We start from the raw sequence: 15,637 nt of genomic DNA on the forward strand, positions 1-15,637 counted from the left end.
GCCCTACTCCGCCGCGCCCGCGGCTTGCGGCTTCTCATAGACCAGCACGCGCCCCTTGTTCAGCCAGTCCATCCGCGCCTCCAGGTCCGGCCGGCGCCGCATGCCCTGCAGCACGAACATCAACCGCAGCATCTGCATGTTCATCAGGGTGATATGGGTCGGGTCGACGTCGAACTCGGTGGTCACGTCGAACAGGTCGCGCGGGCTCGGATGGAAGCGGGTGGTGGCGTACACGAACCGGCCACTGATGCGGCACATGTTCTGCACCGCCTTCTGCGCCTCCAGCACCGTCAGGTGCTCGATCACCTCGCGGCAGATGACCAGATCGTAGGCGTCGTCCGGCAGCGCCACGTCGACGGCCGAGCCGATGAAGATGCGTTCGCGCACCTCGGGCGGAGCGATGTCCTTCGAGGCCGGGGCGAAGTCGACCCCGTCGGCCTCCACGCCCAGCTCGTGCAGCAGGTACATCAGCGCCCCCGGCCCACAGCCGAGGTCGAGCACGCGCCTGGCCTCGAACACGTCGCGGATCAGCTCGGGATTACGCCCCTCCAACCTGCGGCGGGCCTCCACCGTGTAGTCGCCGCCGGTGTCGCGCCGCCAGTCGTCATGGAAATAGGCGGCGTTGTAGACCTCCGCCGCCGCCGAGGTCTGCTCGTGCAGGAAGGTCTCGAACTCGGCCACCCGGCCGGGCAGATTCTGCCAGTCGGCCAGGCGCTTGGACGAGCTGTCCAGCACGGTGTCGGCGAATACGATCTCGATCCCGTACTTTTCACAGATCGCCGTCTCTTCCGGCGGCAGCACGCCGTTCCAGCTGTTGCCCTTGAAGAAGATCGCCGGCCGCAGCTGCTCCAGCACCGCCGCCGTCGTTCCCTGCGAGGGATGCACGTAGGCGACGGCCTCGAAGGCGTCGATCACCTGGCAGCGGGCGTCCTGCGGCAGCAGCACCGCGTGCTTGGTCGCGATATAGCTGTCAGGCGCCACATTGCAGAGCACCGGCAGGCCCCGGGCCTTGGCGGCGTTGAAGTAGGCCACATGCCCCGCGTGCAGCGGGTCGAACCCGCCGTCCACCAGGGTCACCTTGCCGCGCAGGGGGATCAGGTCGTCGAAGCCGAGGATCATGCGGTCCAGAGATCTGCGAAGTGCCGGAAGGCGTCGGCTTGCAGCAAGGTGAGGCTGCCGTCCAGGGCTTCGGACATGCCGAACAGCGCGGCGCCGTGCACCCCGATCACCCGGTCCGACCGCGACATCAGCCCGATGGCCGGCTTGCCCAGGCGCATCGGCAGGTAGCAGAAGCCGCCGTAGGTCCCCGTGAACATGCTGGCCCGCGACAACACCGCCGTCTGCAGGCCGAGGTTGTCGGCCAGGGCCATGGCGGCGCCGACATGGTGCACGTTCGCACCAGCCGCGATGCCGAAATGGCCGTGGTCATCGACGGCGTGAGGATGATCGAGCACCACCACCGGCTGCCGCTCGGCCAGCCGCCGCACGTATCCCTCGACCAGCGCGCGATTGGCGGCGTCGGCGGGGAAGGACGGGCGCGTATAGAACTTCACCACCGCGTATGACGTCGGCAGCTCAGCCAGCACCGGATGGTCGGGCGCCGTCGCCGGGGTGAACTTCAGGTGCTCGCGCAGAAAGGCCTGCGGCCGGTGGCCGGCGAAGTAGGGATGGAAGGCGCGGTACATCAGGCTCGGATGCAGCAGGCGCGATCCGGCTAGACCCATCCGCTCCAGCAGCGAAAGGTCGAAGGGGTCGACGTGGAACTGCTTCTGGCTGCCGGCCTGCCGCGCCTGGCGCTGCTCGCCGGCGATGCGGAAGTCGTCGGCCGTGCAGTGGTCGAAAACCTCGACATAGCGGTCGGCCAGGCCCGCGTACCAACTGGCGACGCCGCCGCGCGAGACCACCGTCAGGCGGGCGGGATCGACGCCATGCCGCTCGCAGAGCGCCGCCACGAAGGGGATCCAGTAAAGCAGCTCGAAGCCGACCTCGGAGAGCCACGGCCCCACCACGATCGGCCCGTCGCCGGCGACGGCCGCCTCGATCTCGCGGGCCAGTTCCGCCTCGTCCCACAAGCCGGGGGTTACGTAGCCGCTCATCGGGGGATCACCGGCGAACGCATCATCAGGCGCGGCGCGGCCTCGAACTCGCCCGCCGCCGTCTCGATCATCCGCATCAGCCTCTCGGCGAACTGCCGCTTGGCGGCGGCGTAGTTCACCGGCCGGAGGCGCGGCGGCTTGTCCCGATACTGGCGGATGATGCTCGCCAGGCCTTGGGCGTCGTGCGGATGGAAGAACAGGCCGCGCGGCAGTTGCTCGCGGTGGACCGCGATGTCGGAGGCGACGACGGGCACGCCCAGCGCCTTGGCGTCCTCGATCACCGTCGACCAGCCTTCGCAGAGCGACGGCTGGATCACCACGCGGGCGTTCTTCATCAGGGCCAGTTGGTCGCCGCGCGGGATGAAGCCTAGCCAGCGCAGGCGGTGGGCGACGCCGCGCTCTTCGGCATAGGCCTTCACCGATGGGGCGAAGTCGGGGTTGCGGTAATCGTCCTCCTTGCCGGTGAACACGACCAACGGCGCGGGCTCGCCGGGGGCCAGCTCGGCCAACGCGCGCAGGACGATGGCGTGGTTCTTGTGCCGCCAAAGCTGGTTGGCGACGAGGATGTAGGGCTGGGTCAGGCCATAGCGGGCCGGCGCGCCGGCGACATCCACGCCCTTCAATTCATCCTCGACGAAACTGGCGAACGGGACGACGTGCACCAGGTTGCCGTGCTGGCCATAGAAGCGCTTGAGGTCGTTCGCGACGTCCTGGCTGGAGACCATGGCGTGGCGCGAGCCGGCGAACCAGGCGTTGTTGCGCGTCCGCCGGCCCTCGATCTCCCGCAGGTCGAAGAACTCAGGGAAGTGCTCCTCCTGGAAGTCCGGGATCCAGGGAATGGACCGATCCTCCGCGCCCGGCACGCCGCCCAGCAGCACCACGTCGACCTCGTCCGACTGCTTCACCGCCCCCCGGCCGCCCGGCGGCACGCGGCGCACGGCGGTGGGATAGGCGTGGCGCAGCGGCTTGTAGCCGGTGGCTTCGCGCAGATAGTCGAAACCCGAAAGGTTGCCGATCGAGACCAGGGCCGGCTGGCGCGCGGCCGGCAGCAGCTTCAACGCCAGCACCAGGTTGCGGACGTAGTAGACGCCGCCCACCCAGCGCGACTGGAAATCGAAGGGCAACCCGACGACGAGCCTGCTCACGCCGTCACCCGCCGCAGGAAGGCGTCAAGCTTGCGGGCCTGGTCGGGCCAGCGGAACCGCTCGCGCGCGAAGGCCTGCCCCGCCTTGCCGAGCCGCCGGGCGAAGGCGGCGTCGCCGAGCAGGCGGTCGAGATGGCCGGCGATCTCCTCCGCCGAGCTGTCGCGCAGCAGGAGGGCGTCGACGCCGTCGGTCAGATAGACCCCAAGGTTGGTCGCCGAGGTGACCAGAGGCTTGCCGGTGGCCATGAACTCCGGAAGCTTCGACGGCAGGCGATAGTCGTTGAACGGCCCCGGCCCGCCCGGCTGCACGAACAGGTCGGCCGAACGCACCACGTCGATCAGGATGCGCCGCTCCAGGTGACCCAGCTTGTGCACCCCCTCGTTGGGCCCGGCCTGCAGGAAGCTGGCGTCGCTGTCGTCGATGCCGGTCCGCACCAGCACCAGATGGTGGCCACGGCCGCGCAGCGCCCAGATCGCCTCGTAGAGCGCCCGCATCTCCTCAAGGTTCGAGGCGTGGACATTGCCGGAATAGACGATCACCGACGCGCCCTCCGGCACGCCGGCCCACCGCCGCAAGGTCGCCTTGCGCAGCGGGTCGAGCGGCTGGGCGAAGAGATCGTAATCGACGCCCGGCTCCAGCAGCTCGGTCGGCACATGCGGAGGCGTGACCGTCTTCAACGGTTCGGCGATGACGGTGATGCCGGCGGCCCCGCCGAGGAAATCGTCGATCCGCTCCGGATCGGTCAGGCCGGCGGGGAAGGGATCGGGCCGGCCGCCGCCCATGCGGGCCAAGGCCCGCTCGGCGATATGGGCCTCGTTGTCTTCCAGGTGGACGAGATAGGGCAGCTTCCAGCGGTCGATGACCGGGGCCACGGCGCGGCGCACGCTCTCACGCGGGGTCCAGCACATCAGGGTGGTGGCCTGGGGGTCGAAGTCGCCGTCGAAGGCCAGCACGCCCTCGGGATCGCGCGTCAGGTCGGCCAGGGTGAAGAACTCGAACTTCGGATCGCCGAACGCATAGGCGCGCTCCGGCCAGCCGCCGCCGCACACCGCCACCCGATAGCCGAGATCGACCAGACCGTCGGCGAACCCGGCCACGTGGCCGGCGCTGTTGGAATCGAACAGGCCGTAGGAGGCGAAGACGACCTTGCCGGGACGGCCCTCGGGCCGGCCTTGGGGGCGTCGCGCGCCGAAGAGTTTCGAGATCACTAGAGTTCGTCGTCCGCGGCGTCGATCAGGGCGTCGCGCACCAGGCCGGGGCGCTCCATCGGCAGGAAGTGGCTGGCGCCGTCGACCGAGGTCAAGCTCACATGCCGATGGCGACGCGTGAAGCCCTCACCGACGAGGCAGGTCGAACCGGTCGTTCCGGCGAAGATCTCGATAGGCTTCATCGTCCGCGCCAGCGCGCCGCGCACGTCCGCCCCCTGGGCCGCATAGTTCGAGGCCTCCCACTCCGGCGCACAGGCCAGGGCGACGCCGCCGTCCGGCGCATCGACCAGGCCGCCGACCACGTAGTCGGCCAGCATGCCCTCGGGCCAGGTGCGGAAGGCGCCGCGACCGCGATAGGCGCCGATCGCGGTCATTCGATCGGCGAAGGTCCGACGGCGGCGCAGGGCGGCCTTGACGATCGGCGCACGGCCGAACAGCGCCGGCCCGAATGGCGTGCGGGCGACGAAGGCGGCGAGCGGCGGCAGGATCACCGGCTCGAACAGCACCAGGGACTTCACCGCCTCGGCGCGCTGCTCAGCGGCCAGCAGGGCGACGACGGCCCCCATGGAATGGCCCGCCAGCACCATCGGCGGCTGATCGAGCGCATCGATCAGGGCCACCGCGTCGGCGGCGAGATCGCTCCAGCTGCGACGACCCTCCGGCTCGGCGGCCAGACGCGACAGGCCGTGGCCGCGCTGGTCGACGGCGAGCACGCGCAGCCCCGCGCCCAGCGGCGACAGGATCGAACGGTAGGTCAGGGCGTTGAAGCCGTTGGCGTGAAGGAACAGGATATCGACCGGGCGTTCCTGCGGGCCGAAGTCCAGCGCCGCCAGCTCGCCGCCGCCGGCCGGGCTGTCGATGGCGATGAAGCGGCGCCGGGGCTCGTGAAATACGGCGGCGTCCATGCCGATCCTCCGTTCGGCCCGCAACCTAGGCGCAGCCGTCACGGCGGTCCATGCAGGACTTGGAAACGACCATGAATTCGACCCCGCCCCTGGCGACCATCGGCTACGAAAACACCACCCTGCCCGAGGTCATCGACCGACTGAAGCGCGCCGGCGTCGAGGTGGTGATCGACGTGCGGGCGGTGGCGGCCTCCCGACGGCCGGGCTTCTCCAAGACCATCCTAGGCGAGAGTCTGAAGGCCGAGGGTATCGACTATGTGCACCTTCGCCCGCTCGGCACGCCCAAGGCGGGACGCGAAGCCGCGCGGGCCGGGCGCATCGGCGAGATGCGGAAAATCTTCTGCGAATGCCTGGAGGAGCCGCAGGCCCAGGTGGCCCTGGCCGAGGCGGCGCGCATCGCCGGCCGGCGGCGGGCCGCGCTGCTCTGCTACGAGGCCGACGCGGCGGGCTGCCACCGGACCATCGTCGCCGAGCGCCTGCATGAGACGCTCGGCTCCGACGTGGTCGATCTCTGAGGGATCAGAGGTTGGTCAGGTTCCACTGGCCGCGGGCGTCGCGGCAGGCGTCATAGGTTTCCACCGTCGGGCGGGCGCCGCGGGTGGAGTAGGAAGCCTGGATGCGGCGGCAGGCGGCGTCCGGCGCCGGCCCCGAAGCCCGCACCACGCTTTCCGACACATAGCCGATGGCGCCGCCGCCCTGGCCGACCAGCAGCCAGTTGCTGCCCGGCGCGCGGCCGAGGGCGTCGAAGGTCTCGCCGGCGCGCAGGCGACCGATCACCGCCGTGCTCGTCGAGGGGCCCGCGCGCAGGTTCACCGTGCCCGGGGCGAAGTACTGACCCGCGGCGGAGTCGTAGGAGGCCAGGGTCTGCACCCCGCCGTTGAAGCGGATGTTCCGCGAGTCGACCGGCGGGCCGTAGTTGCTGGAAATCACGTCGACCCGGCCCGAGGCGCCGGTCTGCGGGTTGCTCCAGCTCGAACCGCGGCCATTCTCCAGGGCCTGGTTCACCGCGGCGCGGGCGCGCGCCTGGTCGCTCGATTGCATGCGGCAGCCGATCTTCGAGCCGGCGACGGCGCCGAGGCCGGCGCCGAGCGCGGCCCCGAGGCCCCGCTCGTTCTTGCTCACCTGGCTGCCCAGCAGGGCGCCGAGGGCGGCGCCGGCCAGGGCGCCGGCTTCCTGTTTGCCGCCGGTGGCTTCACAGGCGAACAGGTTGGAGATTGGATTGCCCTGCGCGGCGGCGGGCAGGGGGACCGACATCGGCACGGCGATGGCGGCAAGGGCGGACACAGAAACAATGAGACGGCGCATGGCGCTCCCCTTCTGATGGTCAAGCTTGAGCATTATATCCAAGAACGGCGACCGAAGGATGAGGTTCCGCCTTTCAGCGCACTCATGCTTCGCGTTCGGAGCCGCGCAGATCCGCGCCGGTGAGCCGGGCGCCTTCAAGGTCGGCCTCCAGCAGCCGCGCCGACCGCAGGTCCGCGCCCCGCAGGTCGACCCCGCGTAGCTGGGCGCGGGTCAGGTCCGTGCGCATCACCCGGCCTTCGCCGATGGTCAGCGGCCCGAGCTTGGCGTCCGAAAGATCGGCCTTGTGCAGCATGGCCCCAACCAGCCGGGCGCCGCGCAGGTCCGCGCCACGCAGGTTGACCTGCCTCAGATCGGCGCCGGAAAGGTCCGCCCCCTGCAGTTCGGCGCCCTCCAGGTTCATGCCGAAGAAGATCGACCGCCGGGCGACGAGGCCGCTCAGCTTGCGCCGCCGCAACTGGCGCAGCGGGCGGAAGTCGACCTCGGTCAGCCGGGCGACCGAGCCGTCGGCGCCCTGGCTGGAGCAGAAGCGCTCATGCGTCGCCAACACTTCGTCCAGCGGCAGGTCGTCGATGTAGATGATCGGCGGCGGGGCGCGCAGCACGTCGGAGAGGTCCGCACCATCGAGAGTGGCCTCGTCCATGTCGACATCGGCCAGCACGGCGTGGCGCAACGAAGCGCCGGAAAGGTCGGTCTGGTAGACATCGGCGCCGGACAGGTCGGCCCCGTCGAGCACCGCCTTGTTCAACTTGGCCTTCGACAGCGAGGCGCCGGAAAGGTTGGCCTCGGTGAAGTCCGCCGCCCGCGCATGGGCTCCGGTCATCTGGGCGCCGGCGAGGTTGGCGCCCTGCAGCACGGCGTAGTCGAGTTCGCCCGGCCGCTGCTCATGCTTGAGGATGCGGAAGCCCTGTCCGTCCTGCACGGCCGTGCGGCCTTCGCGCAGATCGCAGCCCGAAAGGTTCGCTCCGGCGAGATTGGCCCCGCGCAGGCAGGCGCCGCGCAGGTCGGCCCTGATGAGCGAGGCGCCGCGCATATCGGCGTCGCGCAGGTCGGCGCCGTAGAGGACCGCCCCGTCGAACTTGGCTCCCCCGAGCATCGCCCCTTCCATGCGCGCGCCGGTCAGCTCGGCCTCGGTGAGGTCGGCCCCCTGCAGGTCGAAGCAACGCAGGTCGACATAGGCGAGATTGGCCCGCTGCCCGCTGCGCCCCGCCCGGAATCGCGCATGCGCGTCCACCATCTGGCGGATCGTGCCGGCGTCGAAGGTGCGGATCAGCGAGGTGCTCATTGCGGCGGTTCAGCCCGTCGTTCGATGTCTGGGAGGCCGCGTATCATTGACGGCTCCGCTTAAGGAACCGTTGTTCACCGAGGCTCAGAGCCAGCCCCGTCGCTTGAACCAGAGCAGCGGAGCGATCGCCGAGATCGCCATCAGGCCGAGCGCCATCGGATAGCCGAACGGCCAGCCGAGTTCGGGCATGTGTCTGAAGTTCATGCCGTAGATCGCCCCGATCAGGGTCGGCGGCAGCAGGGCGACGGTGAACACCGAAAACACCTTCAGGATGGCGTTCTGTTCGATGTTGATCTGGCCCAGGGCGGCGTCGAGCAGGAAGGTGACGTTGCTGGCCAGATAGCTGGCGTGATCCGTCAACGAGGGCACGTCCTGCTGCAGGGTCCGCAGATGCTCGGTCAGTTCGCGGTCGTCGAGCGCCGAGGCGGTGGCGGCGTAGGCCATCACCCGCCCGAGGCTGACCAGGCTGTCGCGCGCCTTGGCCCCGGTCATCTGGGCCGCGCCCAGCTGGCGCAGCACGGGCTGGAAGCCGCCGGGCGCGCGGGCCGCGCCGAACACCGCGTCCGATGAGCTTTCGATCTTGATGGCGATGTGTTCGAGGATGTCGGCCAGCCGGTCGATCAGGGCGTCGAGCAGGCCGAGGAAGACCGCCGGACCGCTGGCCCGCAATTCCGGGTGGCTCGGAAGTTGGCCGACAAAGGCTTCGAAGGCGCGCGGCGCGCAATAGCGGATGGTGATCAGCCGTCCCTGGTGCAGCACGAAGGTGACCGGCGCGAGGGTCGGGCGCTGGTCGGCGACGCCCACCACCACCGTGGCGGTCATGAACACGGCCCCGTCTTCCTGATACAGGCGCGAGGACGGTTCGATCTCCGCCATGTCTTCCCGCGTGGGCAGGCTGATGCCGAGCGCCTGCTCGATCATCAGCTCCTCGTCGCGAGTGGGATCCTTCAGGTCGATCCACACCACGTCGTCGGACGCCGGCCAGCCCTGCATGGGCTCGACAAGGTCGAGCGTCGCGCGCCCCCTGTGGAGAATGTTCAGCATGACGCCCTCGCGGCTGGCTGAACCGGCATGGTCCGCGCCGCCCGCGCCGTCAATGCTCGACGCAGCTTAGCGTTGGGGGGTCTGGGTCTGTTCGGGCTGGCCGGCCGAAGCGGCGGCGATCAGCGCCGCGATGCGGTCGCCCGAGTCCGCCATCTGGCCGAGCAGGCCCATGGGCGAGCCGCCCGGGCGCAGGGTGTTGACCACCTGGCTGGCGGCCGACTGGGCCATGGCCACGGCGGCGTCTTGCGCGAGCGCGATCTTGGAGGTGACGGCGGCCGTCGCGACCGCCTGGGCGTTCTGGTAGATGAAGCCGTAGGTCGGATAGACGGTGGTGCCGAGGTCGCGGACCGGGTCGTACCAGACCTTCACCTGGCTCCAGTCGCCGGCCGGCGAAACGTCGACGACGGTGACGTCCTTCTCCACCTGCCCCCGGTCGCCTTCGATCACCGACCAGTTGGCGTGGGTGATCTGGATGACGCGTTCGGTGAGCACCTGGCTGACCACGGCCACGTGGCCGAGCCGCATGCGGCTGGTGGGCTTGAAGCAGAGCACGCTGCCCGCCTGGGGCGTGCCGCCGGTTTCGTACTTGTTGACCGCCTGCGACCACCAGGTCCGGGCGTCGCCGAAGATTTGGATGCCGCTCATGAGACGCGCGAAGGGCACGCACTGCCAGTAGCCTTCGGCCGAAACGCTCACCGGCACGAGGCCGATCAGGAGCGCTGCGGTCAAGGAACCGAGCAGGGTTCGTGCGCGTTTCTGCATGTTGGCGACACCCCCGCGGCTATCGATGGTGAAGGGGTAGCAATTGCATGGAAGTCTGAAAAGAGGGTTTCCGCCGCGTAACCTGGGTCAGACCGCCGCGACTCGCCGTTGTTTCCACCCATCCGCCATGAGTTTCATGCGTTCGCGGGCCGGCTTCTCGACCAGATGATACGAGGCCGCCGATAGTGGAACTACAGCAACGAGCAGGAACAGCCACGCCGGCAGAGGCAGCCTTTCGTCAGGTAAGCTGAGAACCTTGGCCGCCGCATTGACGAAGACGATCATCCACGGGATGCAGATCATATAAACCGAGTAGCTGATCTCACCGAGATAAACGAAGGCCCGCTCGCTTCCGAGGCGAATTCCGGTCTCGGCGAGGTGCGCCAAGTAAAGGATCAGCCCCCCGAACCCCATCACGATCACGGCGTCCGGCGCCCCCGCCTGCGCCGCCAGCATGACGGCGACGCCGAAAAATAAGGCGCCCCACGGGCCGTTACGGGCCGGAACCTGCTGCGCGCGCCACAAACGGTGCATGGCGCAGCCGAGGAAGAAGCACGGAACGATCCTCAGCGCGCCCCAGGCGATGGTCGCTCGGCTGAGCGGGAAACCGGCCAAGGCCTCGAACAGCGGATGGATCACCGCCACGAAACCCAGCGCGATGGCGGCGAACAACCAGGGCCGCTTGCGCAGCGCCCAGGCGACCGCCGCGAAGGCCGGAAACGACAGATAGGCGAACCACTCGGCCGAGATCGACCACGAGGGGTGGTTCCAGCCTGCCGTGGGCGCGAAGCCCCAGGCATGGACCAGCAGCAGATTGGCCGGCAGCGACGGCCAGGAGAGAATGTTGGGATCGACCCCGAAGCCGGCGGCGGTCGCCGCCAGGGCCAGGGCGCCGACGCCCGCCAGACAGAACAGGTGCAGCGGATAGACCCGCGCCAGCCGGTTCCACAGGAACGAGCCGTAGGTGAAGCCGCCTTCGCCGAACCGCTTCAGATAGACGTGGCAGAGGATGAAGCCCGAGAGGGTGAAAAACAGTTCGACCCCGAGGTAGCCGCGCTCGACGATGGCGGGCGCCGCCGGACCGTCCAGCTTCGGCCAATAGTGGAACAGCACCACCCATAGCGCCGCGAAGAAGCGCAGGGAGGTCAGCGGGCGGATATGTTCGCCGTCACGCATAAAATTTTGCTCCCGGGCCCGCGGCCCCTGGCGCAACGACGTTCGGTCGTTACATCAGGCGGCGGGCTCCGCCGCAGAGCTATAGGCCGAGGCCATGAACGAACTCTTCTCGCTCGCCGCCAATCCCGCCGCCTGGGCGGCGCTGGTCACCCTGGTGGTGATGGAGGTGGTGCTCGGCATCGACAATCTGATCTTCATCTCGATCCTGTCGAACAAGCTGCCGCCCGAGAACCGGGCCAAGGTGCGCCGACTCGGCATCGGCCTGGCCCTGGTCATGCGGCTGGTGCTGCTGTCGACCATCGCCTGGATCGTCGGCCTGACCCAGCCGCTGTTCACCGCCTTCGGCCAGGCCTTCTCCTGGCGCGACCTGATCCTGATCGCCGGCGGCCTGTTCCTGCTGTGGAAGGCCACCAAGGAGATCCACCACACGGTGGACCCGGCCCCCAGCGACGACCTGCTCGACAAGGACGCCCACGGCAAGAAGCCCGCGGTGATCGCTAATGTCGGGGCGGCGATCGCCCAGATCGTGCTGCTCGACCTCGTCTTCTCGATCGATTCCATCCTCACCGCCGTCGGCATGACCGACGACCTGCCGGTGATGGTCATCGCCGTGCTGATCGCGGTGGGGGTGATGATGCTGGCCGCCGATCCGCTGGCGAACTTCATCGCCAGGAACCCGACCGTCGTGATGCTGGCGCTGGGCTTCCTCCTGATGATCGGGGCCACCCTGATCGCCGACGGCTTCGGCTTCCATGTCGAGAAAGGCTACATCTACGCCGCCATGGCCTTCTCGGCCCTGGTCGAGGGGCTGAACATGCTGTCGAGGCGGAAACGCGCGAAGGACGCCGCCGACTAAATATTTAGTTCGGCCACCTATCGAAATCGTCAAGAAGATGGGCTAGACACCTCGCCCATGCCGAAACCGCACGCCCATCACCACGGCCATCCGCAGTCGTTCACGCCGCAGGAGCGGCGGGTGACGATGATCGGAATCGTCATCGTCTTCCTGCTCAGCGCCCTCGATCAGACCATCGTCTCGACGGCGATGCCGCGCATCGTGGCCGAGCTGAACGGCCTGCCGCTCTACGCCTGGGTGACCACCGCCTACCTGCTGAGCTCGACGGTGATGGTGCCGATCTGGGGCAAGCTGGGCGATCTATACGGCCGCAAGCCCGTGCTGCTTTCCGGCATCGGCATCTTCCTGCTCGGTTCATGGCTTTCGGGCCTGGCCGGGGAGTTCGGCGACCTGCCGCTGATCGGCGGCGGCATGGTGCAGCTGATCGTCTTCCGCGCCGTGCAGGGGATTGGCGGCGGCGCCTTGTTCACCACCGCCTTCGCCATCATCGCCGACCTCTATCCGCCGCGCGAACGCGGCAAGTTCGCCGGCATGTTCGGCTCGATCTTCGGCTTGGCCAGCGTCATCGGCCCGGTGGTCGGCGGCTATTTCACCGAGCACGGAACGTTCCACGTCGGCGCCCACGTGGTCGCCGGCTGGCGGTGGGTCTTCTACCTGAACCTGCCGCTCAGCGCCCTTTCGCTGTTCATGATCATCGCCAAGATGCCGCCCCTGACTCATCGGCGGCCGGGCTCGGTCGACTATGTCGGGGCCATCCTGCTGGTGATCTCGGCCACCGCCCTCCTGCTGGCGCTCAGCTTCGGCGGCCACACCTATCCGTGGTCCTCGGCCCCGATGATCGGCCTCTTCGCCCTATCGGCCGTGACCCTCGCGGCCTTCCTCTTCGCCGAGCGGGTGGTGCGCGATCCGATTCTGCCGCTGACCCTGTTCGGCAACCGCACCTTCTCGACATGCAATGGCGCGGCCTTCCTCGTCTCCGTCGCCTTCATGGGCGTGGTCAGCTTCCTGCCGCTCTACATGCAGCTCGGCCAGGGCGTCTCGCCGACCAAGAGCGGGCTGTCGATCCTGCCCCTGATGGGCGGGCTGATCCTGTCGTCGACGATCAGTGGCCAGCTGGTCAGCAAGACCGGCCGCTACAAGCCCTTCATGTTCATCGGCGCGGGCCTGCTGTTCCTCGGCATCCTCGCCCTGAGCCGGGTCGGCGTCGACACCACCACCCTCGACCTTTCCTGGCGTCTGGCTCTGATGGGCCTCGGCCTCGGGCCCGGCATGAGCCTCTACGCCATGGCCGCCCAGAACGCCGTGCCGGTCGACCGCATCGGGGTGGCGACCAGCTCCAACCAGTTCTTCCGCCAGATCGGCTCGACGGTCGGCGTGGCGATCTTCGGCGCCCTGCTGACCCACAGCCTCGGCAGCGCCGCCGGCGGGCTGGACCTCGGCCAGCTTGAAGGCCTCGCCCTCAAGGCCGGAACGGGAACCGGGGTCGATCCGGCCCTCCGCGTCGCCATCAGCCACGCCATCACCAGCCTGTTCGTCGCCGCCCTGTTCGTGGTCGCGGCGGCGGTGGCGGTGATCGTGTTCATCCCCGAACTGCCGCTGCGCTCCCGCCAGCCGCCGGGCGAACCGGCGGTGAAGCCGGAGCCCTCGCACTAGAGGAAGCTGTACGGATCGACGTCGATCGTCAGGCGCACTGAGCCGGGAATCTTGGCCCGGGCGCGCCAGGCGGCGAGGAAGCCCTGGATGTCCACCCCGCGCTCGGCCCGCACCAGGAAGCGCTTGCGACGACGGCCGCGCACCAGGGCCAAGGGTGCGTCGGCCGGGCCGAACACCTCCACCCCCTCGGCGTTGGGCGTCGCCGCCGCCAGGGCCTGGACATAGGCCTCCAGCACCGCCGGATCGGTCCCCGAGACGATCAGCGCCGCGAGACGGCCGAACGGCGGCAGGCCGGAAAGCTCGCGCGCCGCCATCTCGGCCTCGACGAAGGCGTCGCGGTCCTGCGCCGCCAAGGCCTGCATCACCGGATGCTCCGGCGCGTAGGTCTGCAGCAGGGCCCTGCCCGGCCGGTCCTTGCGCCCCGCCCGCCCGGCCGCCTGGGCCAGCAGCTGGAAGGTGCGCTCGCCGGCCCGCAGGTCGCCGCCGCGCAGGCCGAGGTCGGCGTCGACCACGCCCACCAGGGTCAGGTTGGGGAAGTTGTGGCCCTTGGCCGCCGCCTGGGTGGCCACCAGGATGTCGATTTCCCCCGCCTCCATGGCCGCCACCAGCCTGCGGGCCGAGTCCGCGCTCTCCATCACGTCGGACGAGAACACCGCCACCCGCGCCTCGGGGAACAGGCTGCGCGCCTCCTCCTCCACCCGCTCGACGCCGGGGCCGATGGAGACCAGGCTGTCCTTGGCCCCGCAGTGCGGACAGGCGGCGGGCTTGGGCATCGAGAAGCCGGTCAGGTGGCAGACCAGGCGGCCGGTGTAGCGGTGCTCGACCAGCCAGCTGTCGGTGTCGGGCGCCCGCATCCGCTCGCCGCAGGCGCGGCAGAGCACCAGCGGCGCATAGCCTCGGCGGTTGAGGAACAGCATCACCTGCTCGCCGCGGCTCAAGGTCTCGATCATCGCCTGCCGCAGGGGCGGCGACAGCCAGTGGTTCGGCTCCGGCGGCGTCTCGCGCATGTCGATCAGGCCGACGTCGGGCAGGCGCGCCGCGCCGTGGCGGGCGCCGAGCTTCAGCCAGCGGTAGCGGCCGGCCTCGGCGTTGCCCAGGGTCTCCAGCGAGGGAGTGGCCGAGGCCAGGACCACGGCGGCCCCGGCGATCTTGCCGCGCGCCACCGCCAGATCCCGGGCGTGATAGATGAAGCCTTCCTCCTGCTTGTAGGAGCTGTCGTGCTCCTCATCGACGACGATCAGGCGCAGTTTGCGGAACGGCAGGAACAGGGCCGAGCGGGCGCCGACGACGACGCGGGCGCGGCCGTCGGCCACCGCCTCCCAGATGGCGCGGCGGCGCGGCGGGGGCACTTGGCTGTGCCACTCGGCCGGGGCGGCGGCGAAACGTTCGGTCAGGCGGCCGATCACCGCCTCGGTGAGCGCGATCTCGGGCAGCAGCACCAGCACCTGGGCGGCCGGATCGCTGCGCAGGGCCTCCGCGATGGTTTCCAGATAGACCTCGGTCTTGCCCGAGCCGGTGACCCCGTCGAGCAGGGCGACCTCGAAGCCGGGGCGGCGCGCCATCTCGGCCAGGGTCTCGGCGGCGGCCATCTGGCCGAGGTTCAGTTGGGCGCCGGCGCGCTGCAGGTCCGGCTGGTCGAAGGCCTGGACCTTGATCACCTCGCGCGGGGCCAGGGCCCCGGCCTCGATCAGCCCCTTCACCACCCCGGACGACACGCCGGCGGCGGAGGCGAGCGAGGCCGAGGTGTGCTCGCCGTGGCCGGCGACGGCCAGCACCTTCACCCGGGCGGGAGTCATCCGCTCGGGGACGATTCCGGTCGGCTCCACCAGCACCTGCGGTTTCGGCGGCGGCGCCCGCAGCCCCCGCAGCGCCATGGCCAGCGGCCAGCCGGGCGCGTCGACCGCGTAACGCGCGGCCCAGTGGACGAACTCGATGGCGCTGGGCGGCAGGGGCGGATCATCCAGCCGGTGCGCCACCGGCTTCAGCGGGCGGTTGCCGCCCGCCCCGTCGCGCAGGGCCACGACCACGCCGCGCAGCAGGCGCGGGCCCAGCGGCGCGGCCACCTGGTCGCCGACGGCGAGCTCCATCCCCTCCGGCTCGGCGTAGTCGAACGCCTCGGGCAGGGGCATGGGCAGGAGGATGGAAGCGATGCGCGGCATTCTGACCGCAAGCCAATGGCCGCGAACGGCGACGCCATCAAGCGGG

14 protein-coding genes are annotated in these 15,637 nt (G+C 69.8%); 3 read left to right on the forward strand and 11 right to left on the reverse strand.

Annotated elements, in window-relative coordinates; translation table 11 throughout:
* Positions 1–3: 3 nt before the first annotated feature.
* From ACFLIT_RS17055 to ACFLIT_RS17075, 5 genes are read right to left on the reverse strand one after another with little or no spacing between them, the layout of a single operon-like run.
* Positions 4–1,119 carry a methyltransferase domain-containing protein gene (locus ACFLIT_RS17055; protein WP_479912462.1) on the reverse strand — a complete coding sequence of 372 codons (1,116 nt, stop codon included), beginning with the start codon at positions 1,117–1,119 and terminating at the stop codon, positions 4–6.
* Positions 1,116–2,096 carry a hypothetical protein gene (locus ACFLIT_RS17060; protein WP_479912463.1) on the reverse strand — a complete coding sequence of 327 codons (981 nt, stop codon included), beginning with the start codon at positions 2,094–2,096 and terminating at the stop codon, positions 1,116–1,118. Before ACFLIT_RS17060 ends, ACFLIT_RS17055 begins: the two co-directional genes overlap by 4 nt.
* Entirely contained in the window at positions 2,093–3,241 is a 1,149-nt protein-coding gene (locus ACFLIT_RS17065; RefSeq protein WP_479912464.1) for a glycosyltransferase family 4 protein, read from the reverse strand. The genes ACFLIT_RS17060 and ACFLIT_RS17065 overlap by 4 nt, the downstream gene beginning before the upstream one ends.
* Positions 3,238–4,449, reverse strand: a complete 1,212-nt coding sequence (locus tag ACFLIT_RS17070; protein ID WP_479912465.1) for a glycosyltransferase family 4 protein — start codon at positions 4,447–4,449, stop codon at positions 3,238–3,240. The genes ACFLIT_RS17065 and ACFLIT_RS17070 overlap by 4 nt, the downstream gene beginning before the upstream one ends.
* Entirely contained in the window at positions 4,449–5,354 is a 906-nt protein-coding gene (locus tag ACFLIT_RS17075) for an alpha/beta fold hydrolase (protein WP_479912466.1), read from the reverse strand. Before ACFLIT_RS17075 ends, ACFLIT_RS17070 begins: the two co-directional genes overlap by 1 nt.
* A gap of 71 nt (positions 5,355–5,425) precedes the next feature.
* On the opposite strand from ACFLIT_RS17075, the gene ACFLIT_RS17080 reads away from it, so the two are divergent.
* Positions 5,426–5,869: a DUF488 domain-containing protein gene (locus tag ACFLIT_RS17080; RefSeq protein ID WP_479912467.1), complete on the forward strand. Its 444-nt coding sequence runs from the start codon at positions 5,426–5,428 to the stop codon at positions 5,867–5,869.
* 4 nt (positions 5,870–5,873) lie between these two features.
* On the opposite strand, the gene ACFLIT_RS17085 is transcribed toward ACFLIT_RS17080, so the two are convergent.
* The 5 genes from ACFLIT_RS17085 to ACFLIT_RS17105 form a co-directional block, all read right to left on the reverse strand.
* Positions 5,874–6,659 (reverse strand): SH3 domain-containing protein, encoded by a 786-nt coding sequence (locus ACFLIT_RS17085; RefSeq protein ID WP_479912468.1) that lies wholly within the window; start codon positions 6,657–6,659, stop codon positions 5,874–5,876.
* 82 nt (positions 6,660–6,741) lie between these two features.
* Positions 6,742–7,941: a pentapeptide repeat-containing protein gene (locus ACFLIT_RS17090; protein ID WP_479912469.1), complete on the reverse strand. Its 1,200-nt coding sequence runs from the start codon at positions 7,939–7,941 to the stop codon at positions 6,742–6,744.
* Positions 7,942–8,025: 84 nt separating this feature from the next.
* A complete protein-coding gene (locus ACFLIT_RS17095; RefSeq protein WP_479912470.1) occupies positions 8,026–8,985 on the reverse strand; it encodes a magnesium transporter CorA family protein in 960 nt (319 codons plus the stop codon).
* Between the two features lie 66 nt (positions 8,986–9,051).
* Positions 9,052–9,747, reverse strand: coding sequence for a CHAP domain-containing protein (locus ACFLIT_RS17100; RefSeq protein ID WP_479912471.1), 696 nt, complete (start codon positions 9,745–9,747; stop codon positions 9,052–9,054).
* A gap of 87 nt (positions 9,748–9,834) precedes the next feature.
* Positions 9,835–10,923, reverse strand: a complete 1,089-nt coding sequence (locus ACFLIT_RS17105; protein WP_479912472.1) for an acyltransferase family protein — start codon at positions 10,921–10,923, stop codon at positions 9,835–9,837.
* 94 nt (positions 10,924–11,017) lie between these two features.
* Between ACFLIT_RS17105 and ACFLIT_RS17110 the strand changes: the two genes are divergently transcribed.
* Together ACFLIT_RS17110 and ACFLIT_RS17115 are read left to right on the forward strand one after the other, a co-directional pair.
* Complete coding sequence (locus ACFLIT_RS17110; protein WP_479912473.1) at positions 11,018–11,779, forward strand: TerC family protein; 762 nt, start codon at positions 11,018–11,020, stop codon at positions 11,777–11,779.
* Between the two features lie 57 nt (positions 11,780–11,836).
* Positions 11,837–13,432, forward strand: a complete 1,596-nt coding sequence (locus ACFLIT_RS17115; protein WP_479912474.1) for an MDR family MFS transporter — start codon at positions 11,837–11,839, stop codon at positions 13,430–13,432.
* Here ACFLIT_RS17115 and ACFLIT_RS17120 read toward each other — a convergent pair.
* On the reverse strand, positions 13,429–15,591 hold the full coding sequence (locus ACFLIT_RS17120; RefSeq protein WP_479912475.1) for a primosomal protein N': 2,163 nt from the start codon (positions 15,589–15,591) through the stop codon (positions 13,429–13,431). The two genes, ACFLIT_RS17115 and ACFLIT_RS17120, sit on opposite strands and share 4 nt — an antisense overlap.
* Positions 15,592–15,637 lie beyond the last annotated feature (46 nt).

The organism is Caulobacter sp. HJHS_5 (assembly GCF_056683955.1).